The organism is Methylobacterium sp. GC_Met_2, assembly GCF_026540795.1.
Lineage (GTDB): Bacteria > Pseudomonadota > Alphaproteobacteria > Rhizobiales > Beijerinckiaceae > Methylobacterium.
This window is the reverse complement of record NZ_JALNUM010000001.1, coordinates 156175-178367: the sequence shown is the minus strand read 5'-3', so window position 1 is coordinate 178367 and position 22193 is coordinate 156175. Positions and strand designations below refer to the sequence as shown.

The window sequence follows — 22193 nt, the reverse complement described above, 5'->3', positions numbered from 1 at the left end:
GCTGTGGCTCGCCGGCGTGTCCGCCCGCTCCATCTCGGCCACGCTCGCCGCCGAGGGCATCGCCCGTAGCCACAGCTCGGTCATCGGCCGGATGCGGCGCGAGAACGTCAGCTTCCAGGGCCCCGGGGCCAGCAGGCCCCCCCTTGCACGTAAGCCCCACGAGGGCCCGCGGAAGGCCCCGAAGGCCCTCGTGGTTAAGGCGCCGCCGCCCCCGCCGAAGCCCGCGCCCCGCCCGGCCGCATCGGACGTTCTCTTGCCGGAGTCCCGCCGCGTCTCGATCCTCGACGTCCGAGACGGGGTCTGCCGCTGGATCGCCGGCGATCCCCGTCTGGACCCGACGGCCTGCGGGCACCCGGCCGATCTCGGCTCGCCCTACTGCCCGGCGCACCGGACCGTCGCGCCGAGGTCGCGCGAGGCCGCCTACGTCCCCGCTTTCCGGAAGGCCGCCTGATGAGCCGCATGAGCGACCGTGCCATCGACCTTCAGCACAACCACCAGGTGATGGAGCCGGACGACGAGGACGAGGCGCTGCCCCCGCACCTCGATCCGGACCGCCTCGCCGCTGAGCACCGCGCCCACGTCGAGGCGCTGCTCACCGACCTCGCCAAGCCGGAGTGATCCCCGTGCCCGAGCAGCCCCCCGCCGACGAGTTCATGACCCTCTGGGATTACGTCCCGGATCCTGGCCCGATGGTCCGCGATCCGATGTGGCGCCAGATCGCGCTGCAGGAGCTCACCCGGCCGGCCGACTGGACGCCGCCGGTCCCTCTGATCCGGGAGGCGGCCCCCCTGCCGCCGTGCGCCCGCCTGACGGCCCTCATCGACGACGCGGGCGTCGGGCGCCGGCGGCCCCGCGACGTAGCCATCGTCGAGGCCGCGATCGCGAGGAGCCTGCCGGCCGACGTGCCGACGTTCGTCTCGGCGGTTCTCTCGGTGCGCCGGGACGGCGAGGTCCTGGTCACGCGCGTGCGCCTGTTCGATGGGGGCGTCGTCGTCCTGAGAGTGGACGGGGGCCCCGAGCCCCACGTGCGTGGGTGGGATCCCGAGGGCGAGGACAGGCGCGCCTTCCACTACGTCGACGGCGCGTGGACGCGCGTCGAGAACGCCTGTGTCGGGGAGGTCATCTGATGGCGGGCGGGATCCTGACCGGTTCCGGTCTCGACGAGCTGGTGCGCCAGATCGAGGAGCTCCGGACGAGGCGCTACGAGGGGGCGTTCGACGAGGGCCTTGAGGCAGGTACGCCGCTGGGCGAGGCCGGTGCCTACGCTCAGATGGTCGCCGTCTGCGAGGACGTCCTCTGGCTCTACGGGGTGTACGGGGACGGCGAGCCGGTGGACGTGCTCGGCATCGATCGGATCGTGGAGGACCTCCCCAGGATCAGGGAGGGACGTCGGGCCCTCGTGATCCCCCGCGACCCGGAGACGCCCTGGCACGATGCGGGGGTCATCGTCCGCTACGGCCTGCGTGTCGACATGCTGGCGGCCGAGACGGGGCCCGAGGGGCAGCGCATGTGGCGCCTGCTGACACACGAGCAGACGTGGATCAAGTTCCGCGACGACGACGGGCGGACCCACTACATCCAGGTCCGCGGGCTCCCGCCGGTCCAGCAGGCCGCGCGGCACGCGTACGAGGCCGAGGTGCGCGAAGCGGAGGCGGTCGCGGCGGCGCTGAGGTCGGCGCGGCCACGCGGGCGGGTTGCCCGGTCGTACTTGGAACTCGACGCCGCTGTTGAGCCCCTTCTGCGCAAGCTGCTGGTGCTCGATCCGGACGCCCTCGTGGGGCACGCCCTCGTCAGGATCGGCGCGTTGCCGCCCGAGTTCCGCACGGCGCGGGTCGACGCGGCGGTCCCGACGCTCGCGGCGCACCACCGCCACGCCGGGTTCGACGTCGCGACGTGCTTGCACTGGCTCCGGGTGATCCGCCGCCGGGTGGCCGCGGTCGAGGCGGCGGGGCCCAAACCGCCCCCCTCCGACGATGCCGATGCCCTCGGTAGCCTCGCGTGGTGAGGCGCCGGATCCTCCCGGGCACGCGCCGAGGCTGCGCGTTCCACCGAACACCCTCCCGGGCACGCGCCGAGGCTGCGCGTTCCACCGAACACAAGGACACCTGACCATGGCCACCAAGAAGAAGCCCGCCCCGACCCCGTCCGCTCCCCTGTCGATCACGTTCGACATGAGCATCACCGAGGCCCACAGCCTCGATCGCTGCGTGATCAAGCATGGGCATCTGGTGACGGCCAGTCCGCCGTTCACGGCGAGGGATGACGGGGACTCCCACCTCTCCCGCGATCCGGAGGACGAGTTCCTGGGGGAGATCCTCGGCGTCGAGGAGGGGCGGCTCCTGCTCTTCCGCCGGCGGGACCCGGACGCATGCCCGGCCCATTTCGGATGGCGGCCGACCTTGGGGCGGCAGTACATCGTCTTTCGGTTTTCGGAATCCGACGACGGCGATGCGTCGGCGGAGCTCCTCGCGGACGATAGCGCCGAGGCCGTCGATGACGCGATGCGGCAGATCTACCGCCGGTACCGCCCGAACCGGACCTACACGCGGACGGCCGAAACGCTGGGACTTCGAGCATGTCCCAGTAACCATCCCCCGCCGTGTTAACCGCAGCCTCTATTTGCCGTTGCAGTCGAAGCCCCCTCGATTCAGAATCGCACCATGCTCAATTCGAAGCCCACATTCGTCCTTCACGCCGGCCCGTTCGACTTCTCGGACGGCGCCCGCGACGAGGCCTCCATGGCCGGTACGGACACGCTGATGTCGCTCGACGTCGCCGCGTGGGCCCCCGAGCTAGCGGACGCCCTGGGCTTCCCGACCTTCTCCACCGCGCAGCTGCGGGCCGCGACGCGTGCCCCGGATCCTCATCGACTGAAATCGATGCAGCCCGGACACGCGATCTACACGACCCGCCAATACCTGCTCGACTGGAGAAATACGTGGCTCGCCCCAAGCAACCCTCCCGCCTTGTCTTCGACCGGAAGCGACAGGTCTGGGCAATCGCAGACTTCATCGATGGCGAGCGCTACAAGCGCAGAACACGACACGGCCTTGCAGCTCGCGGCGCGGCTCAAGAGGAGCTCGCGCTCCACATCGCGGAGCAAGGGCGCCTAGCCCGAGAGCGGCTCATGGCCTCGCCGGATCACGACGACCCGGCGAATTCCAACCCCCGCCTGGTGTCCGTCGCCGCTTGCTTGACGTTCTACGGCGCCCGCATGGAGGGCACGAAGAATGCCGCCTTGGTCGGCCAGCACATCGTCCACCTACTTCGCATCCTGAGGGGCCTGACGCTGGCGCAGATCCGTGGATCGACGTGCCGCGACTACGTCGAGAAGCGGACGAGCGAGCGCTACACGAAGCCCGGCTGGAAGATCTCGAAGCCGATCTCGACGTCGACGGCCCGGCGCGAGCTCGGGACCCTGTCGGCCGCCATCAACGCCTGGCATCGGGAGTACAACCTCTCGTCGGTTCCGGTGCTCGAACTGCCCAAGGCCTCGAAGGGCCATCCGGACTGGCTGACCGAATCGGAGTTCGAGCGCCTCCTGAAGGCGGCCTCCGGGTTCCGCTGGTTCTCCTCAGACATCGCCACGCGCGAGCCGTACTGGCAGCCGATCGAGGGCCTGCGCCACGAGCCCGGCGACCAGCTGGTGCGGTTCCTCCAGATCGCGTTCTACTCGGGCACCCGGAGCGCGGCCGTCCTCGACCTGCGCTGGCGCAAGCACAAGGTCGCCGGGTACGTGGACTTCCCGACGGTGACGATGTTCCGCGAGGGCCCCGAGGCGCCGGCATCCCGCAAGAGGCAGCCCCCGTGCCGGATCCACGATCGCCTGCTCCCGCTCCTCAAGGAGTGGCGCGAGGAGGACCTGGCGGCCGGCGTGTCGCGCGTCGTCCATCGGAACGGTGCCGCCGTGAAGCGGGTCAGCAAGGGGTTCAGGATGGCCGCGATCCGGGCCTGCCTGGACCGGCGCGACATCGACGGGACGCACCGCGTCACCGACCTGTCGGCCGGCCTCGCCGCCGACCTGCCCGAGGAGGAGGAGGGCTACCTCTCGGAGGAGGCCGAGGGCGACGCCGACGAGATGGGTTGGCCGACGCCGCACATCCTCCGGCACTCCAGGGCAACGATCATGCTCCGCGCCGGCGTGCCTCCGGTGGAGGTGAGCGAGTACCTCGGCATGTCGCTGGCCATGGTCCTCAAGGTCTACGGCCACACGTCGAGCGCCTACCAGAAGGCGGCTGCGGCGGCCTAACGCGGAGCTTTATTTTTTACAAGCACCCCTTGCTTTCGGCCCCGTTGCTTGTATATTTACAAGCAACGGGGAGACGGTCTCCCCGAGGGAACCGCACCGATGTCCAAACTCACCGCCGCCAACGTCGCCCACAACCAGGCCGTCGAGCACGCCCTGAACGAAATCATCACCCAGTCCGACCTCGACACCGCGCTCGCCGAGATCGCGGCCCTCTCCGCCCCCACCGAGACCGCCACGGTCGACCTCGACGACCTCGGCTCCGATGCGATCGCGGTGCTGGGCGACGGCTCGGTCCTCTGCTGGGGCAATGAGCACAGGATCAACGGCCGCACGTACCGCGACATCGTCGTCGCCGGCGGCGCCGAGGACGGCCATGGCGTCATGAACGCCGAGCTCCAGGCCGAGATCTGGGAGGACTCCCAGGTCTGCGCCGACTGAGGGCGCGGACCGGCCGGGGGATCGCCCCCCGGCCTCAGGCGAGAACCCTACCCCCCAGCACAGAGGATCCGGACATGGCCAGGATGGTGGACTTCGACAACGACGGCGTGGACTTCGACGACGGCCTGCGCCTGACGACCGAGGGCGAGTTCAGGTTCGACGGCAATTGGATCGTCCGGGTCGGCGTCTACCGCCGCTACCAGGGCGAGCGGGACTTCGAGCGCGAGGCGACCGTGCACGTGCGCACCGGCCTGACGGCCCGCACGATCGAGGCCTCCGTGCTGCGCAAGCGCGCCGAGCGCCGCCTCTCCGGCGACTGAGGCCCGCCCCTCGGGAGGGGTGTGAGACCTCCCGATCCCGGGCCTCAGGACCGAACCCAGCCCTTCCGGAAGGACCACACCCATGAAAGCTGTCATCCCCGCCATCGAGGCCGTGCTCGCCGCGTCCCCGTCCCGGGACGAGGACGCGACCGTCTACGCCATGTTCGGCGCCCTCGGCACGATCGACGCCGAGGGTCGGGCCGCCGCCAAACGCGCCTTCCCGGAGCACCCCGCCGTTGCCGCGATCCTCACGTTCGACTTCTGCACCTCCGACGACCACGCTACCGTCGCCGCCGCCCTGGAGCCGCACGCCGCCGCGGCACCGACGCTGCGCCAGTCGACCGAGGACGACGAGTGGACGGCCGCTGAGAGGGCCGTCTACGCCGCCAGGACCTTCGTCGGAGAGGTAGCTCGGATGACCGGCCACGGACGCGCCGGCCACGACCGCTGGGAGGCACGCGAGCACTTGATTGCGACTCTGCGAAACCTGCAGGTGCGCCATCTTGAGGAGGTCGCGTGCGATCTCATCGGCCAGTTCCCCGGGTACGACGTCCGCGGTCAGGGGTGGTGGGCGTGGGGCGCGCCGGGAGGCATGAGCATCCAAGTCCGCGTGGGTGGCAGGCCGATCCTCTCGCTCCCCGGAGACGTCACGCGCCGCGAGGTCGAGATGGCGATCCTCGGCTGGAAGGCCGGCAACGACCAGGGCCTGCACGAGGGCGCCGAGCGCATCCGCCGGGGGATCAAAAACCTCCTCGAAGTCGAGGCCGCCTGAAGCCTGCACCTCCACCGGCCCCCCATCACGGGGCGGCCGGTGTAGAATTGAAACGCCCGTCCTGCGCAGGAGCCCGCACCGTGTCCTTCGATTTCCCCAAGCCGATCCGCGAGGCCAAGGTCGACCTCTCGGGTTTGACCGAGGCTCAAATCCTCATCCGACGGGGCGTCATCAGCCTCGGCGAGCGAGCCTTCGGGCCGCGCTGGCAGAGCTTCTTCGCGACGGCGCTCTCGGAAGTTGCGGGCCGGCGCATCACCCAGGCGCAGGTGTCGCAGTGGATTTCGGGCTCCCGCCCCGTGCCCGATGCCCTGTTCGAGCCCACTCGGCGTCTCGCGATCCGAGCGGCCGAGGACCTGGAACGCCGCGCGGCCGAGATCCGGATGGAGTGGGCCCCGGCGGCGCCGGAGGAGGACAAAGCCGACCTCGCGACACTGGCCTGAGGGCGGGCCCTGCGTCGGAAGGACCAGGGACTAGACAAGCGTAGTCGAAAGTCGATATAGGGGGCTATGTCGACTTTCGAGGTACACCATGGCTGAGGACGTCCGGCTCTCCGACACGACCCTGCGCGCGCTCAAGTTCCTGCTCTCGGCTCCCCTTGAGGGGAGGTCGGGCGCGGAGATCAGCAAGTCCGCCCGCATCGGGTCGGGGACGATGTACCCCATGCTCGCCCGGCTGGAGACCGCCGGCTGGGTCGAGGGGAAGTGGGAGGAGGTGGAACCGAGCGAGGCCGGGAGGCCGAGGCGACGGTTCTACACGCTGACGATGGCAGGGCGCGCCCGGGCCCGTGCCGCGTTCGCCGAGTACCAGGTCGCGCCGGAAGGAGCCCTCGCATGGAACTCCTGATCGGGCTGCTCATGAACATCCTGGGCGCGGACCTCTACGACCGCTGCCCGAGGCTCGCCCGCTTCCTCATCCGCAAGGCGGCCGCCCGGCTGCCGGAGGGCAAGCGGGAGTCCTACGCCGAGGAGTGGTCATCGCACCTCGCCGACTGCGACACCAAGCTCGATCAGCTCCGGCATGCTCTCGGCTGCTGGTGGAGCGTCGGCGGGATCCTGAGGACCGAGCCGCAGCCAAAGCGGGCTTACAGCCTCGACGCGCTCATCCTCGGCTCCGGCCTCATGCTGGTCGGATCCACCGCGGAGGCGATCATGTCCGCGATGGCCGGCGCGCCCTGGCTGTACCTGGTGAGCTACCTGTTCCAGATCCTGCCGGGAGCCTTCGTCGTCGTCCTGGGGATCCGGATGCGTCTGAAGGATGGGCGGTACGTGTATATCTGACGCCCGGAGCGGGGTCCCGGAATGGCCCCGCAATTACGAAATCCGGCCCGCATGGCCGTGCATGGCGCTCGATCCAATCGAACGGCGTTGCATGGGAATTGACGGGCCGGACGCCGGTCCCTAGGAAAGTTGCGGCGGGGTGAGAGCCTTGCCAAGGTTGGGGTCGAGGGTTCGAATCCCTTCGCCCGCTCCAGTTTTTCCAACCAGTCGAACGATCGCAAGGCCGCCTCCGTGCGGCCTTTGTCGTTTCTGATCGTCCGCGAAGCGGCGACGGACGAGCCGCTTCAGGCGTCGCGGATTGATGCACGGGTTCGGCCCGTGGGCTGCGACAGCGCCGCGCGATGACCCCGGCCAGCCATGCCGGCGGTCGGCCGAGGACAAAATAGCCGGTTCCGGCAGCTATCTGACCGGACGCGCTCTGGTGACGACCGGCATCAACCGGTCGTCCGGCCGCATCACACCCGTCAGGCCCGCCGCAACAGGCTCGGCGAGCGGAAATCCGAGCCGCGGCTCTGGGAGGTACGCAGCACCGACATCCGCTGTTCCCCCTGCCGGATCTGCTCGATCAGCTGAGGCTTGGCGTAATAATAGCCCTGCGCACAGCGGATCTGCGTGGCGCCCAGCAAGTAGGCGACCTCCTCGAAGGTCTCGACCCCTTCGGCGACCACCGACATGCCGAGGGCCATCCCGAGCGATTCGATCGCCTTAAGGACGATCTGGCTGCGGGGCCGCTTGTCGATATCGGTGATGAAGGACCGGTCGATCTTCAGTTCATCCGCTGTGATTTCCGCCAGCGCCGCCAGCGAGGAATAGCCGACTCCGAAATCGTCGATCGACACCCGGGCCCCGATGGCGCGGATGCGCGGCAGAACCTCGCGCTGAAAGCTGCCCTTGGTGAAGAAGGCCTCCTCGGTCAGTTCCAGCACGAAGCGCCGGGCCATGCCCGTCGCCCCGAGCGCGTCGCAGAAAGCCGACATGAACGGCACGTCGCAGGCCTGCTTGGCGGCGATGTTGAGGCTCACGGTGACATCCGGCCCGAACACCTCGTCGATGTCCGGCATGGTCTGCACGGTCTCGGTCAGCACCTGCAGGGTGATCTCGTTGATGAGACCGAGTTCGATCGCCAACTCGATGAAATCGCCGGGAGCCTGGATCATCCCGAGCTCGTCCCGCCAGCGCAGCAGGACCTCGACGCCCATCACGGCGTGCGTCCGCATGTCGACCTTCGGCTGGAAGGCGCAGCAGAAGCACCGGTCGCGGATCGCGAGACGCAGGCGCTGCTCCACGGCCATGCGGGCCGTGGCGGCGTGGCTCATCGTCTCCTCGAAGACGCTGACGCCGCCCTTCACGCCACCCTTGACCCGATACATCGCATTGTCGGCCTGCCGCCGCAGGATCTCGTAGGTCGTGCCGTGTTCCGGAAACAGGCTCAGGCCCATCGACGCCGAGGCAAAGATCTCGTGGTCGTCGATGAAGAACGGCTGCTTCAGGCGGTCCGAGATGTCGAGCACCGAAGCCAGGGTGGCGTCCCGATCGGCCACCGGGCTGAGCAGCAGCACGAATTCGTCGCCGCCGATCCGGGCGAGCATGTCGCTCGGGCGCAGCGTGCCGCGGATACGGTCAGCCACCTTGCGCAGCAGGGCGTCGCCCGCGGCGTGGCTGTAATAGTCATTGATGTGCTTGAAATTGTCGAGATCGATGAAGGCCAGGGCGAAGCGGTCGTCCGGGCCGGCTTCGATGATGAGTTCCTCGATGCTCTGCTCGAACATCGTCCGGTTGGGCAGTCCGGTCAGCGCGTCGATGAAGGCCCGCGCGATGAGATCGCGCTGCATGCCGTGATGGTGCGTGACATCCGTGAGGGTGGTGAGCGTGTAGGTGTCCGCCTCGGTGGCGACCGCCTGTGCCTGCGCCTCGACCACGAGATCGCCGATCTCCGCGATGATCGCGGCGTCGGGGCTGTCGAAGGCGTTGGCCGAGAGGTCGTCGATCGCCCGCGATCCCAGAGCACGGGCGGCGTCGTTGGCCAGGATGCAGAGCCCTCGCTCGTCGTGGACCACGACGCCGACCGGAAGCGCCTGAATGGCGGCTTCCAGCAGGCTCTGGCGATGTCGGGGCGCGGACGTGCTCACGTCAGCCCTGCTGCCAGAGCGTCTTGGGCGCACGCAGGCCCGACTCGGCCGCGGCGTCGGCCCCCTCAAGGGGGCGACGGAGCAGGCGACGGTGCACTTGGTCGAGTGCCGCGCCGTTGCTGCCCTCGGCACTCGGTTCCCGGGCCAGGCGGGGGCTCGCGGACTGGTCCGCCGAATCGAGCCCGCTGGCCTTGCTCATGGTGGCCCCCCGCCAGCGCTCGACCACCGCGCCCACGAAGGCCGCGCCGGCGATCGCGTCGCCGTGGTCGGAGGCGCGCCCGCTCATGTCGTTGCGCGGCTGGCGCTCCGGGGGCAGGGCGGCGAACTTCATCCGCACCGGCATCGGCACACCCTCGCCGAAGGCGATCACCTCGCCGGTCCCGAGCGACGGCACGAAGGTGAGCAGGTTCACCGCGTCGGAGACCGCCGCGGCCAGGAAAGCCTGGTCGCGATCGTTGGTCATCCGCATGGCGAAGAGCGTGCTGCACTGGGACATGATCGTCGGATCGAGTTCCGCAGGCCGTTGGGTGACGAGGCCCAGATAGACGCCGTGCTTGCGGCCCTCGCGGGCGATCCGCGAGAGAGCCCGGCGGGTCGGGGTGAAGCCGACCGAACGGTCGGCGGACGCGTAGCGGTGAGCCTCCTCGCACACGAACAGCAGCGGGATCGCACCTTCGCTCCAGATGCCGAATTCGAAGGCCAAGCGGCACAGGACGCAGACGACGGCATCGACCACCTCCATGGGGAGCCCGGCGAGCTGCATGATCGTCATCGGGCGCCCGTCCGGATCGAGCCGGAACAGGTGGGCCAGGATCTCACCCATCATGTCGCCGCCGACATTGGCGTTCTCGAACATGAAGCCGTAGCGCGGATCGTTGCGGATCGCCTCGATGCGCGTGATCAGGCGGTGGTAGTGCATCCGCCCGACGCGGTTCTCCAGGCGCCCCATCCGCTCGTCGATCAGGGCGATCAGATCCTGAAGCATGTAGGGGACCGGCGTATCGACGGTGTAGCCGGAGCTCTTGCCGATGGTACGCTTGACGATCTGCCTGTCGCTGGCCTCCTTGTACTGCGCGTACTTGCTTTTCGCCAGCGGGATGACTTCCGCCAGGATCTCGATTTCCTCATCGATCGGTGAGCGGCCGCCGTAGATGACGTCGGCGATTTCTTCGAGATTGAACAGCCAGAAGGGCAGCTTGAGATTGCGCGGGCTGATGACGCTCGCATGCTCTTCGAAGCAGGCCGCGTATTCGTTGTGAACGTCCAGCAGGAAGATGCGCACTGCCTGCTGGGACCGCATCACCTGGTCGAGGATCACGGCAACGCCGCTCGACTTGCCGACGCCGGTGGTGCCGAGCACCGCGAAGTGTTTCGTGAGCAGATCCTCGACCTTGATGCAGGCCGGCGTGTCCGGATCCTGGTACAGCGCCCCCACGGTGGCCATGTTCGCCGATGAGACCTGATAGAGGATCCGCAGATCGCCCGCAGGCAGCAGATCGACCGCATCCCCGATGGCGGGGTAGCAGGTCACGCCCCGGCGAAACCGCTTGGTCCCATTATCCGACAGGATCTCCCCGAGGAGATCGATGCTCGCATAGGCGCCCCGTTGCCCGGACCGATCACCACCCGACGAGAGCGTCGTGATGATCCCGATCAGGAGCGCGGCGCCGGCCTCGATCCGTACGAAATTGCCGACGGTCGCCCGCACGTGCGGCCGGCCGTTCTGCCCGGCGAGTTCGAGATGAACCTTCGAACCCTCGATCGACGTAACCGAACCCATCTGCGCCGCCGGAACCTCGTCCCGGTCCATGCCGTCACCGTTCACCATCGCGTGTGCTCGAACCTGCCAATCAAACGTGACGCTATGGTGGGATCGGCCGATTAAGAATCAGACAAAGACCGCAATGCAGTGGATCGATGATTAATCAATTCTTCCACAAATACACAGCCACCTGTACGATATAATACTAGTACGGGTATGCATGGCGAGGCGCCCCGCGGGAGCCGCATACACTGGGTGTATCTTCAGAAGAAATTTACACGCAGAGATTGTGTCGCTGGCCCGCAAGATCCGGCAAGCAAAGCCTCAGCGGTGGCAGTTGCGCGGTCGCCTATCGTGGATCGAGGGCAATGCTTGAGAGTGAGGACCCGTGCTCGGTCATGCAGCCCGGGCACGAGCAGCTTTCAGGATGTCGGCGTTCTCAAGCTCCCCGGGGGCGAAGGATGGCCTAATCGCCCGAGGCGTCATTGAAATGCTCGCGCTTCCAGCACTCGCCCGAGATGCGCGCGCCGTTCAAGGTCACGAACGCGTAAGGCGAAGCTTCCACGACGGCGCCGCCCCGCGTGCGGATGACCCAGCGGTAGCCCTCCGAGCAGGGTACGATTTCGACGGTGTGGGTCGGTGAAGCGTGCATCGACATGCTGCGTTAACGCGCCCGGTGACTCTTCCGCTCCAAAAACACGATGCACTAGGTTACCGACATGCGCCGCGTCGCGTTCGCGTTGGGTGGCGACCTGTCTTGGGAACGCGCGATGCCCTATCCCGTTCGAACGGTCGGGAGGGCCAACCTGCCCCCCGTGAAGGAGCAAGAACACGGCATGGCGATCAAAGCCTTGAATGATCGGAAGAAGCTCTCGAACGACTTCAACGAGGCCAACGACGCCTTTATCGACGAGGTTCTGAGCGCCCTCCAGTCCGACAAGATCCCTCTGGATCTGGCCCGCGCCTATCTCGCCCATCCCGTCGCGATGATGCACACGGACGGGGCCCAGGCGGTGGCCGATTATCTCGAACGCATGCTGGCACAGCGGCCCCATATCGATTGGATGCCTGGGAATTGACCGGCACGAGTTTCGGAAAGGAAGCGCGGATGACCGCCGACGAAATACAGGATCTCAATCGTGCCCGCGCGTCGCTGGCACGCCAGCGGAATGCCATCGCCCGCAGGATCGGCGGCCTCGACGTGGCGCCGATCTCCATGTCCGAGGACCTGACCCGGACCCTCGTGGCCATCGAGGCCGTGGACCGCGCCCTCGTGGAGGCCGGCCAGCCGCACGTCGATATCGGCCCGGCGCCCGACGCGTAGCCGATCGAAGCCGGGGGCGACATCCGGACGGACACCCCATTGCGTGATCTCTTGCGCCCTGCTCCTGCACGGGCGTAGAGGCTCGCCTGCCTGGAGGAGACACGACGATGACCGACCGCCTGCCCGGCTTCAACACGCTGGCAATCCACGCGGGCGCCGCACCCGACGCCGCCACGGGCGCGCGGGCAACGCCGATTTATCAGACCACGAGCTTCGTGTTCGACGACGTCGATCACGCTGCTTCGCTGTTCGGTCTTCAGGCGTTCGGCAACATCTACACGCGGATCACCAACCCGACCAACGCCGTGCTGGAGGAGCGTATCGCCGCCCTCGAAGGTGGAACAGCCGCCCTCGCTGTCGCGTCGGGTCACGCGGCCGAATTCCTGACCATGCACGCCCTGATGCAGCCGGGCGACGAGTTCGTGGCCTCGAACAAGCTCTACGGCGGCTCGATCAACCAGTTCAATCACGCGTACAAGAACTTCGGCTGGTCGGTGGCCTGGGCCGAGAACGACGATCCGGCCTCGTTCGATGCGGCAATCACCCCGCGCACCAAGGCGATCTTCTGCGAGTCGATCGCCAATCCGGGCGGCGTCATCACCGACATCGCGGCGCTGTCGCAGATCGCCAAGAAGCACAACATCCCGCTCGTCGTCGACAACACCATGGCGACGCCGTACCTGATCCGGCCCTTCGAGCACGGGGCCGACATCATCGTCCATTCGGCCACCAAATTCCTCGGCGGACACGGCAATTCGATCGGCGGCCTGATCGTCGACGGCGGCACGTTCCAATGGGCCGGCGATGCCCGCTACCCGATGATGAGCGGGCCGCGGCCGGAATATTCCGGGATGGTGCTCGCCGAGACGTTCGGCAATTTCGGCTTCGCCATTGCCTGCCGGGTGCTGGGCCTGCGCGACCTCGGGCCGGCGCTGTCGCCCTTCAACGCCTTCCTGATCCTCAACGGCATCGAGACCCTGCCGCTGCGGATGCAGCGCCATTCCGACAACGCCCTGACGGTCGCCAAGCACTTGGTCCAGCACCCGGCGGTCTCGTGGGTGAGCTACCCGGGGTTGGAAACCGACCGCTACCACCAGCTGGCCAAGCGCTACACGCCGAACGGCGCCGGGGCGGTCTTCACCTTCGGCCTGAAGGGTGGCTACGAGGCGGGCGTGAAGCTCGTCTCCAATCTCCAGCTGTTCTCGCACCTGGCCAATATCGGCGACACGCGCTCGCTGATCATCCATCCGGCCTCGACGACCCACCGCCAACTCACGGACGCACAGAAGACCGCCGCGGGGGCTGGACCGGATGTGGTGCGGCTGTCGATCGGCCTGGAGGATCCGGCGGATCTGATCGAGGATCTGGATGGCGCGCTCACGGCCTGAGCGCGCCATCGAATTCGACGAACGGGCTGCCGGACGCGCGTCCGCGAGGACATGCCGCCTCGGTCTTATGGTTTTCGGGCGATCGCAGCGTTATCGTGGGCTGCGCGTCCTGACGCTGTCACGATGCCGAATGCCGTGATCGAGACCGACCTTGATCCCGTCACGCGGGAAGAGGCTGCTGCCCTTCTGGCCGGCCCGGGTCTCACGGTGTCCGATGCCGTACGGCTGCTGATGACGCGGGTCGCTCGCGAGAAGGCGCTGCCGTTCGAGCCACTCGCGCCGAACGAAACGACAATCGCCGCGATGCGTGAAGCGCGACGGGCGGGGCTACCGCGTTTCGACGTCGTGGCCTCTCTGATGGCCGCCCTCGATGCGGACGATTGAGCACGCCGGCCAGTTCAAGCGCGATGTCAAACGAGAGCCGAAGGGGCGCCACCGCGCAACGCTCACGGCCGATCTTGCGGCCGTCTTGGAACGCATAGCGTCCGATCTGCCCCTCGAAGCACGGTACCGGGACCGTACCCTGATCGGAGATTGGCATGACCATCGGGACTGCCACACCAAGCCGGATCTCGTTCTGATCTACCGACTTCCCGATCCCGCGACGATCCAGCTGGCCCGCCTCGGATCGCACGCCGAAGACCGGACCAGTCGCGACGCGTTCGTTCACGCATGGACGATGCGTGCCTCGTTCCGGATGCAGCACCCGGAACGAGGCCGTTGTCGATACCAACACGTCGACGTCAGAACGCCTCCGCCTCCAGAGCCATGGTGCTCTCTGCGCCGGCCTTGATCCGCGTCAGCCGCAGGCTCGTCTCCGGCAGCATCCGCTCCATGAAGAACCGGCCGCCCGTGAGCTTCGATTCCCAGCGCGGGGAGGGCGCCTCGGTCTGCTTGATCAGCGCCGCCTTGGCGATCCGGCCCCACATGTAGCCCAGGGCGACCAGCCCGAAGAGGTGCATGAAGTCGGTCGCGCCGGCGCCGGCATTGTCGGGTTTGCTGAACGCGTTCTGCATCAGCCACATCACGGCACCTTGGAGATCGTTCAGCCCGGCCTGGAGTGGCTTGACGAACGGTGCCATGGCGGGGTCCTCGCCGTGATCCTTCACGAAGGCCTGGACCTCGCCCAGGAAGGCCATCATCGCCCGGCCGCCGTCCTTCGGCAGCTTGCGGCCGATCAGGTCCATGGCCTGGATTCCGTTGGCGCCCTCGTAGATCATGGCGATGCGGGCATCGCGCACGAACTGCGACATGCCCCATTCCTCGATGTAGCCGTGCCCGCCCAACAGCTGCTGGGCCTCGACGGCGTTGGCGAAGCCGCGATCGGTGAAGACGCCCTTCACCACCGGCGTCATCAGGCCGAGATAGTCGTCGGCCGCCTGGCGCTCCTTGGCATCCTCCGAGCGGTGCAGGATGTCGGCCTGAAGCGCCGTCCAGAGCATCAGGGCGCGGGCCGCCTCGTTGAAGGCGCGGATCTGCAGCAGCGTCCGGCGCACGTCCGGGTGCACGATGATCGGATCGGCGACCTTCTCGGGCGCCTTGGCGCCGGTCAGCGCGCGGCCCTGGAGCCGGTCCCGCGCGTAGGCGGCGGCGTTCTGGTAGGCGACCTCGGACTGCCCGAGGCCCTGAACGCCCACGGCGAGCCGCGCCTCGTTCATCATCACGAACATGGCGTTGAGGCCGCGATTCTCCTGGCCGACGAGCCAGCCGGTCGCGCCATCGTAGTTCATGACACAGGTGGCGTTCCCGTGGATGCCCATCTTGTGCTCCAGGGAGCCGCAGGACACGCCGTTGCGGGCGCCGAGCGACCCGTCGGCCTGCACGAGGACCTTCGGCACCACGAACAGCGAGATGCCCTTGGTGCCGGCGGGCGCGCCTTCGATTCGCGCGATGACGAGGTGGATGATGTTTTCCGCCAAGTCGTGCTCGCCGGCCGAGATGAAGATCTTGGTGCCGGTGAGGCGGTAGGAGCCGTCGCCGTTCGGCACAGCCTTGGTCTTCAGGAGGCCGAGATCCGTGCCGCAATGCGGCTCGGTCAGGTTCATGGTGCCGGTCCAGGCGCCCTCGACCATCTTGGGCAGGTACGTCGCCTTCTGTTCGTCGGTGCCGTGCACCAGCAGGGCTGCCATCGCGCCCTGCGTCAGGCCCGGATACATGCCGAACGCCAGATTCGCGCCTGAGGCGAATTCCTGAATTGCCGTGTTGAGCGTGTGCGGCAGCCCCTGGCCTCCGAACGCCTCGGGGACGGAGAGACCCATCCAGCCGCCGCTGGCATAGGTGTCGTAGGCGGCCTTGAAGCCGGTCGGCGTGCGCACGCGGCCATCGGCCTCCCGGCGGCAGCCCTCGAGATCGCCCGTCCGGTTAAGCGGCGCGAGCACCTCCTCGGCGAGCTTGCCGCCTTCGCGCAGGACCGCCTCGACGACATCGGGCGATGCGTCGGCGAAGCCCGCCAGATTGGCCCGCGCGTGAAAGCCCAGCACGTCGGAGAGCAGGAACAGCGTATCGTCGACCGGAGCACGGTACTGCGGCATCGTGAGGCTTCCCCCGTCTGCGCGGATCTCTCGGCGCGATCCGCTTTCAGCAGCGCATGTAACCGCCCGGCCACTGTGGGAGCAACGGCTTAGTCCTGCCGCGTGGTGACACGCGTCACGACCTGCGGCGTCTTGAACGCCACGATGATTACCGGCTCAGCACAGCCTTAACCTCGTGTTTACCAAGAAAGTTAATGATCACATTCGAACGACCCGGGGCGTGATCCGCGGATACCCATTTGGGGAACTGCCGCGCACCAGGCTGGACCGCGAACGCTGCCGACCACAGGCCCCCGATGACCCGCACCGCGATGCCGCAGCTCGACAGTTTCGATCCCGAGGTGCTCGACGCCGCCCGCGACGTCGCCGCCCGGGCGGGTGTCCCGCTCGAGACCTGGATCGCCTCGGTCGTCCCGCAAACGCAGCCCGGTCTGTCCGGAAACCGCAATCAGCGTCGCCGCCTCCGTGCCGAGCAGCTCGATCGGCCCGTCACCCGGCCGGAGGCTGCGGTCCGCACCGAATCAAGCATCGACCAGATCGGCGCCCGCCAGAGGGATCTCCCGACCGAGGCGCGTCCGCTGGAGCGCCCGGCGCCCATCGCCGAGACCTATGGCGAAGGTTTCGCCGCGCTGATGAATCGTCTCGACGGTCTCGACCGGACCCTGGATGCGGACCGGCGCGAAGCGCAGATCGCCGAGGCGCAGCGCTTGGCCGAGATCGAAGCCCGGATCGAGCGCGCTCTGCAGGCCGCCCCGGTCCAGCAGGTCACCGAGCGGCTCGGGGATATCGAGCGCCGCATGTCGCAGCTCGGCGAGCAGGTCGCCGCGCGCCAGCCCGGCCGACGTGTGCGCCCGGCGCCCGCCGATATCCGCAGCGCGGTCTTGGACATCCGCCAGCGCCAGCGGGAGCTGTCGCAGGAGGCCGCCGGCGACGCCGTTCCGCTGGCCGCCGATGGCGGTGTGGTCGCAAGCATGCGCCAGGATTTGGCCCGCCGCCTGGAGGCGCGCACCGAGGACGCCGCCGCGACATCGGTCGCCCTCGCGGAGCTTCAGGTTGAAACCCTCCGCCTGCGCCAGGCCATCGATCGGCTGGCCACGAGCCGCGATCTCGGGGCCCTGGAGCAGGCCGTCACCGCGCTGACGAACGGCCTGGAGCGTGCGCAGATCGGCACCGATCTCACCGCGATCGCGACACCGATCGCCGAGATCCGGCATCAGGTCGAGCGCTTGGCCGAAGAGGTCGCCGAGAATGTCCACGCCCGGATGGCGGAGGATGTCCGCCGCTTGGCCGCCCGTCTCGACGATGTCGCGGCGGCCGGTCCGACGGATCCCGAGGGTCAGACCCTGGCCGGGCTGTTCACGGAACTCGACGAGATCCGGCAGCTGATCACCACGCTCGCCGATCCGGAGCGGATCCAGACTCTCGCGAACAGCCTTCAGGTCGTCAGCGCCCAGGTGGTGCAGCTGCAACGCATCGGCGCCGGCCCGGATCTGCGCCCGATGCTGGAGGAGATCCGCGGCGACGTGACGTTTGCCGCGCCCGCGGCGCTCGCCGAGAAGATTCAGGCGCTGGCCGAGAAGGTCGATCACCTCTGCGCGCTGCAGGACCAGGCGGAGCCGGTCGGCGCGGTCGTTCACGCCCAGCCCAACGAGATGGCCTCCATCCAGGCCATGCTCCACACGCTGGCCGAGAAGGTGGACGAAGCCGGCGAGCACGAGGGCCTCGACGCCCTCGAGAAGCAGGTCATGACCCTGGCCGACTGGCTGGATGCGCCCAAGGGCGGCGATCCGGCCTTGGCCGGGCTCGAGCGCACGATGGGCGATCTGCTCGCGCAGGTGGCCGCCCTCCGGGACGCGGCCCCGAGCGAGGCCGTGGTCGAACGCGCCGCCCGCAACGCGGTTGCGCAGACCCTGAGCGGTTCGGGGATCGCAGCGGATTCTGGCGAGATCGGCCTCCTGCGCGCGAGCCTCGCCGACATGCAGGCGCGGCAGGCGGCTTCAGACGCGCGCCTGGGTGCCACACTGGAGGGTGTCCAGACGGCCCTCGAACGCCTCCTCGTCCGGCTCGGCCCCACCGAGACGGCGGAGCCGCGGGTTCCGTCCCTCGACGATCGCCTGATGTCCTCGACAAGCCCGGAGGTGGCGCTTGCCGCCGCGGATCTGAACACGGCCGTCCGGATGGCCGGGGCCGACACCCCGTTGATCGCCGACGACCTTCTCGAGCCGGGAAGCGGGCGGCCGATCCGGGCGCCCCGCGGGAGCCGCGATTCGGCGAGCCGCCGGTCGGCCAAGGCTCCGCAGACCGAATCGGTCCGCGTCCGGCTGGATGCCGAGCCCGGGTCGGAAAGCGATATCAAGACCAGCTTCATTGCAGCCGCACGCCGCGCTGCGCAGGCCGCGCAGGCGGAACTGGCCGCCGAGGCGCCGATCGACCGCCGGGATTCCCGTGCCGCGAAGCCCGCGACCGCGCCGGCGATGGGCGAACCGGGCCGCCTCGGCCGGTTGCGGAGCGAGATCGACCGTCGGCGTCGGCCGCTGCTGCTCGGGCTCGCCGCGATCGTTTTGGCGCTCGGAGCCCTTCAGGCGGTCAAGCTGCGCGCCCCGGACGAGCCCCGCCCGGTCGTCGCCGCCAGCCAGGCCGGTCCCGTTGCCAGCGAGGCGGCCGGCGAACCCGCGAAGGCTGCGGCGGGATCCGAGACCGGCGCAGTCGTCAAGGAAGCGTTGAAGGACGTCCCGAAGGAGACCACCAAGGTTGCTGGAGCCGAAGCTTGGAAGGATGCTCCGGGTGCCAAGCCACCCGTGACCGATCCGACGACCACCCAGGCCCTCCCGAATCCGGTTCCCACCGAGGCGCGTGCGACCGCCGCGAAAGCCGCCCTGCCGCAGGTTTCGGGGATGAACACCCTGCAGGCCGAACTCGGCGGCGTGCCGCCAGGACTCGCCAAGATGAAGGCCGCCGCCCTCGACGGCGACGGCTCGGCGGTCTGGGATCTTGCCACCCGGGAAGCCGACGGCCGCGGCATGCCCCGCGACCTCGCCGTGGCCGCCAAGCTCTTTGAAAAGCTGGCCTCGGCGGGCTACGCGCCGGCGCAGTACAAGATCGCCGGCCAGTACGAGAAGGGCGCCGGCGTGGTCCGCGACCTTGACAAGGCCAAGCTCTGGTACGGCCGCGCCGCCGAGCAGGGCCATGCCCGGTCGATGCACAATCTCGCGGTGATCTTCGCCGAGAACCCCGCCGCCAACGGGAAGCCGGATTTCGCCTCCGCGGCCTCCTGGTTCCGTCAGGGTGCCGAGTACGGTGTCCGCGACAGCCAGTACAACCTCGGCGTCCTGTACGCCCGCGGCATGGGCCTGACGCAGGATCTGGTGCAATCCTACGCGTGGTTCGCCGCCGCTGCCGCCCAGGGCGACGAGGACGCGGCCAAGAAGCGCGACGACGTGGCCAACAAGCTGAGCACCGCCGAACTCGCCAGCGCGAAGTCCCTCGCGGGATCGTTCAAGCCGCGAAAGATTGACGCGGCCGTCAACGACCCGCCGAGCGTCAAAACAAGTGCCACTGCCCCGATGTCACTGCTCGGCGCTCCTGCACCCAGTTCCGTCGCGTTGACGGCCGCTCCGAAGCGGTCCTAGCGCAGATCAGCCGGAGCGCGGCCTCGGACAATCCGAGCTTGACCGCGCTCCCGCGATGCAGGAACGCTCCGACCGGGGCGGCGTCGGACCGCGGTTGGAACGCGTCGGTCGCCAGCCCATGCCGCTGCTCGGAGGATGGATGGCGCGCCGGAACACCGTCCCGATCGGCGCCGTCGTACTCGGCGTGGCGGGTCTCATTCCGTTCCTGGGATTTGCGGCCCTGGCGGTTTCGGGCAGCGACGGCGGCCTGAGCAGCCTCGGTTTGGCGCCGCGCACCATTCTGTCGGCCTACGGGGCGGTGATCGCCTCGTTCCTCGGCGGCATCCGGTGGGGCGCCGCCGCTGCGCGCAATGCCGGCAATGCCGATTACCTCGTGGCGATCATCCCGTCCCTGGTGGCCTGGGCCGCGATGGCTGCGCCGGCACCCTGGGACCTGCGCATCCTCGGCGTCCTCGTGCTCGCCTGGGGCCTGATCGACCAGGATCTGCACCGCCGCGGCCTCGTGCCGATCTGGCTCGGGCGGTTGCGGCTGCTCTTGTCAGGTGTCGCCGGCGCGGCATTGCTGGTGGCGGCCTGAGATTCAGCTTCGCGAGCCGCATCGATCGCGGACTGGTCGGACCTGAGAACGCACAGCCGGTGCGGGCGATGGTCTGTGTCGGGTGGATTGTGCCGGCCCTCTCCGGGTGGCTGATGCATCAGAGCCGACGTCGACCGAGCATCACGCCAACCCGTGACGGGACGCATCGACCGCGTCGAGCGCCTCGTTCCCAAGAAAGCCCAAGGCCAACGCCCGCGCAGCCGCGCCATGGCCCGCGTTTTAGCCGAATACGATAGGACTACGCGCAACGTTTTGGTGAGGCTCTGCTGGCATTATCGTTGCCTATAGACGCCTATAAGACTTAAGACTGGACCAGAACGATGCGGATCGTGTCAGGCAGCGCGGTCGAAGCCAGAACGATCCAGCTCTCGGAAGTTCTCGGCGCCCTGAGCCACGCCCTTGACCTTACGGAGGGTCAGCCCGTCGGCCATTGCGTGCGCGCGACATGGATCGGCTTCCACATCGGCCGAGAGCTAGGCCTGCCGGACCTGCAACTCTGGGAACTCTATCACACGGTGATGTTGAAAGACCTCGGGTGTTCCAGCAACGCCGCGCGCATCTGTGAACTTTATCTCTCCGATGATCTCAGCTTCAAGCGTGACTTCAAGACGGTGAGCGATAGCCTGCCCAAGGTGCTCGGCTTCGTGTTTTCTCACACAGGTTTGAAGGCGGGCCTCGCTGAACGCTTCCGGGCCGTGCTCAACATCCTGCAGAACGGCGGCACGATCGCCGACGACCTCATCCAGACCCGTTGCCAGCGCGGCGCGCAGATCGCCCGTCAGCTTCGCTTCCCGGCCAGCGTCTGCGAAGCCATCCACGCCCTGGACGAACATTGGAACGGCAGCGGGCGGCCAGACCGTCTCGCCGGCTCCGCGATTCCGCTCTACGCACGCGTGGCGCTTCTCGCCCAGGTGGTGGACGTGTTCCACACCGCAGCCGGCCCCGCGGCCGCGATTGCCGAGGTGCGGGCGCGCTCGGGCACATGGTTCGATCCTCAGGTCGTCGCCTGTTTCGAGGCAATCGCTTCCGAGCCCGGATTCTGGAACACCCTGGCCTCGGCTGAGGTCGAGGCGGCGGTGTTCGCGCTTGCGCCGACCAGCCCGATCGTGGTGGACGACGATTACCTCGATGACATCGCCCGTGCTTTTGCACAGATCATCGATGCCAAGAGTCCGTTCACCTCTGGCCACTCCGAGCGCGTCGCGGTCTACGCCGATATGATCGCTGCTGAACTCGGTTACCCGCCGGAACGACGCCGATGGCTCAAGCGGGCTGCGCTGCTTCACGATGTCGGTAAGCTCGGGGTCTCGAACGCGATCCTCGACAAGAACGGCAAGCTGGACGAGGCGGAATGGCGTGATATGCGCAACCACGCGTCTCTCTCCGAGACGATCCTGGCGCGCGTCGCGGTCTTCCACGAAATGGCCAGCATCGGTGGTGGTCACCATGAGCGGCTGGACGGTAAGGGCTATCCACGTGGGATAAGCGGCGGTGCGATCGGGCCCGAAACCCGCATCGTTTCGGTCGCCGATGTCTTCGACGCGCTGACCGCAGACCGGCCCTACCGCGCAGCGATGTCGCTTGAGAAGGCGCTTGGCATCATGCGCGCGGACCTTGGAGCGGCGTTCGATCCAGACTGCTTCGGGGCGCTGGAGCGGGCGCTCGCCGCCATCGAGGGTGATCTCGCCCGCGCGGCCTGAACCCCGCCCCGGCCGACCTGTCGACTATCGAACTGGGGCCATGTTGCCAGCACCGCCATGGGCAGCCTTGCCGTGG

General features: G+C 68.3%; 24 protein-coding genes and 1 pseudogene. 21 read left to right on the top strand and 4 right to left on the bottom strand.

Going from position 1 to position 22193, the window contains the following annotated elements; genetic code table 11:
- From OXS49_RS00910 to OXS49_RS00850, 13 genes are all read left to right on the top strand, one after another.
- On the top strand, window positions 1-451 hold a 451-nt coding region (locus OXS49_RS00910; RefSeq protein WP_267420908.1), incomplete at its 5' end, for a GcrA family cell cycle regulator.
- Window positions 452-459: 8 nt separating this feature from the next.
- Entirely contained in the window at window positions 460-618 is a 159-nt protein-coding gene (locus tag OXS49_RS00905; protein WP_187274963.1) for a hypothetical protein, read from the top strand.
- A 5-nt stretch (window positions 619-623) separates the two neighbouring features.
- Window positions 624-1127, top strand: a complete 504-nt coding sequence (locus OXS49_RS00900) for a hypothetical protein (RefSeq protein ID WP_147842680.1) — start codon at window positions 624-626, stop codon at window positions 1125-1127.
- Window positions 1127-2005 carry a hypothetical protein gene (locus OXS49_RS00895; RefSeq protein ID WP_056250408.1) on the top strand — a complete coding sequence of 293 codons (879 nt, stop codon included), beginning with the start codon at window positions 1127-1129 and terminating at the stop codon, window positions 2003-2005. The genes OXS49_RS00900 and OXS49_RS00895 overlap by 1 nt, the downstream gene beginning before the upstream one ends.
- Before the next feature lie 106 nt (window positions 2006-2111).
- Entirely contained in the window at window positions 2112-2606 is a 495-nt protein-coding gene (locus tag OXS49_RS00890; RefSeq protein ID WP_056250405.1) for a hypothetical protein, read from the top strand.
- Window positions 2607-2660: 54 nt separating this feature from the next.
- Window positions 2661-3113 (top strand): hypothetical protein, encoded by a 453-nt coding sequence (locus OXS49_RS00885; protein WP_056250404.1) that lies wholly within the window; start codon window positions 2661-2663, stop codon window positions 3111-3113.
- 14 nt (window positions 3114-3127) lie between these two features.
- A complete protein-coding gene (locus OXS49_RS00880) occupies window positions 3128-4249 on the top strand; it encodes an integrase (RefSeq protein WP_243924973.1) in 1122 nt (373 codons plus the stop codon).
- A gap of 99 nt (window positions 4250-4348) precedes the next feature.
- Window positions 4349-4687 (top strand): hypothetical protein, encoded by a 339-nt coding sequence (locus OXS49_RS00875; RefSeq protein ID WP_056250399.1) that lies wholly within the window; start codon window positions 4349-4351, stop codon window positions 4685-4687.
- Between the two features lie 74 nt (window positions 4688-4761).
- Window positions 4762-5007 carry a hypothetical protein gene (locus OXS49_RS00870; RefSeq protein ID WP_056250396.1) on the top strand — a complete coding sequence of 82 codons (246 nt, stop codon included), beginning with the start codon at window positions 4762-4764 and terminating at the stop codon, window positions 5005-5007.
- A gap of 82 nt (window positions 5008-5089) precedes the next feature.
- The gene (locus OXS49_RS00865) at window positions 5090-5779 is read left to right on the top strand and encodes a hypothetical protein (protein ID WP_056250394.1); all 690 of its coding nucleotides are present in this window, start codon (window positions 5090-5092) and stop codon (window positions 5777-5779) included.
- Window positions 5780-5859: 80 nt separating this feature from the next.
- On the top strand, window positions 5860-6219 hold the full coding sequence (locus OXS49_RS00860) for a hypothetical protein (RefSeq protein ID WP_056250392.1): 360 nt from the start codon (window positions 5860-5862) through the stop codon (window positions 6217-6219).
- A gap of 88 nt (window positions 6220-6307) precedes the next feature.
- Window positions 6308-6622, top strand: coding sequence for a helix-turn-helix transcriptional regulator (locus OXS49_RS00855; RefSeq protein WP_056250390.1), 315 nt, complete (start codon window positions 6308-6310; stop codon window positions 6620-6622).
- Window positions 6610-7056 (top strand): hypothetical protein, encoded by a 447-nt coding sequence (locus OXS49_RS00850; RefSeq protein WP_056250388.1) that lies wholly within the window; start codon window positions 6610-6612, stop codon window positions 7054-7056. Before OXS49_RS00855 ends, OXS49_RS00850 begins: the two co-directional genes overlap by 13 nt.
- A 464-nt stretch (window positions 7057-7520) precedes the next feature.
- Here the strand turns inward: OXS49_RS00850 and OXS49_RS00845 are convergent, their stop codons facing one another.
- The 3 genes from OXS49_RS00845 to OXS49_RS00835 all read right to left on the bottom strand — a co-directional run bounded on the left by OXS49_RS00845 (window position 7521) and on the right by OXS49_RS00835 (window position 11599).
- The gene (locus OXS49_RS00845; protein ID WP_244002763.1) at window positions 7521-9185 is read right to left on the bottom strand and encodes an EAL domain-containing protein; all 1665 of its coding nucleotides are present in this window, start codon (window positions 9183-9185) and stop codon (window positions 7521-7523) included.
- Window position 9186: 1 nt separating this feature from the next.
- On the bottom strand, window positions 9187-11013 hold the full coding sequence (locus tag OXS49_RS00840) for an ATP-binding protein (RefSeq protein WP_244002765.1): 1827 nt from the start codon (window positions 11011-11013) through the stop codon (window positions 9187-9189).
- A gap of 400 nt (window positions 11014-11413) precedes the next feature.
- On the bottom strand, window positions 11414-11599 hold the full coding sequence (locus tag OXS49_RS00835) for a hypothetical protein (protein WP_267420892.1): 186 nt from the start codon (window positions 11597-11599) through the stop codon (window positions 11414-11416).
- Between the two features lie 67 nt (window positions 11600-11666).
- Between OXS49_RS00835 and OXS49_RS00830 the strand changes: the two genes are divergently transcribed.
- From OXS49_RS00830 to OXS49_RS00810, 5 genes and pseudogenes are all read left to right on the top strand, one after another.
- The gene (locus OXS49_RS00830; protein ID WP_244002768.1) at window positions 11667-12026 is read left to right on the top strand and encodes a hypothetical protein; all 360 of its coding nucleotides are present in this window, start codon (window positions 11667-11669) and stop codon (window positions 12024-12026) included.
- Between the two features lie 29 nt (window positions 12027-12055).
- The gene (locus tag OXS49_RS00825; RefSeq protein WP_244002770.1) at window positions 12056-12271 is read left to right on the top strand and encodes a hypothetical protein; all 216 of its coding nucleotides are present in this window, start codon (window positions 12056-12058) and stop codon (window positions 12269-12271) included.
- 107 nt (window positions 12272-12378) lie between these two features.
- The gene (locus OXS49_RS00820; RefSeq protein ID WP_244002772.1) at window positions 12379-13659 is read left to right on the top strand and encodes an O-acetylhomoserine aminocarboxypropyltransferase; all 1281 of its coding nucleotides are present in this window, start codon (window positions 12379-12381) and stop codon (window positions 13657-13659) included.
- A 135-nt stretch (window positions 13660-13794) separates the two neighbouring features.
- Window positions 13795-14043: a type II toxin-antitoxin system RelB/DinJ family antitoxin gene (locus tag OXS49_RS00815; protein ID WP_267420890.1), complete on the top strand. Its 249-nt coding sequence runs from the start codon at window positions 13795-13797 to the stop codon at window positions 14041-14043.
- A pseudogene (locus tag OXS49_RS00810) lies at window positions 14030-14299 on the top strand (type II toxin-antitoxin system YafQ family toxin); the annotation flags it as partial. The gene OXS49_RS00815 and the pseudogene OXS49_RS00810, both read left to right, overlap by 14 nt.
- Window positions 14300-14402: 103 nt before the next feature.
- Here the strand turns inward: OXS49_RS00810 and OXS49_RS00805 are convergent.
- A complete protein-coding gene (locus OXS49_RS00805) occupies window positions 14403-16190 on the bottom strand; it encodes an acyl-CoA dehydrogenase C-terminal domain-containing protein (RefSeq protein WP_267420889.1) in 1788 nt (595 codons plus the stop codon).
- A gap of 296 nt (window positions 16191-16486) precedes the next feature.
- On the opposite strand from OXS49_RS00805, the gene OXS49_RS00800 reads away from it, so the two are divergent.
- The 3 genes from OXS49_RS00800 (at window position 16487) to OXS49_RS00790 (ending at window position 22117) form a co-directional block, all read left to right on the top strand.
- Window positions 16487-19819, top strand: coding sequence for a hypothetical protein (locus OXS49_RS00800; protein WP_267420888.1), 3333 nt, complete (start codon window positions 16487-16489; stop codon window positions 19817-19819).
- Between the two features lie 139 nt (window positions 19820-19958).
- A complete protein-coding gene (locus tag OXS49_RS00795) occupies window positions 19959-20396 on the top strand; it encodes a DUF3429 domain-containing protein (protein WP_267420887.1) in 438 nt (145 codons plus the stop codon).
- A 341-nt stretch (window positions 20397-20737) separates the two neighbouring features.
- A complete protein-coding gene (locus OXS49_RS00790; protein ID WP_267420886.1) occupies window positions 20738-22117 on the top strand; it encodes an HD-GYP domain-containing protein in 1380 nt (459 codons plus the stop codon).
- Window positions 22118-22193 lie beyond the last annotated feature (76 nt).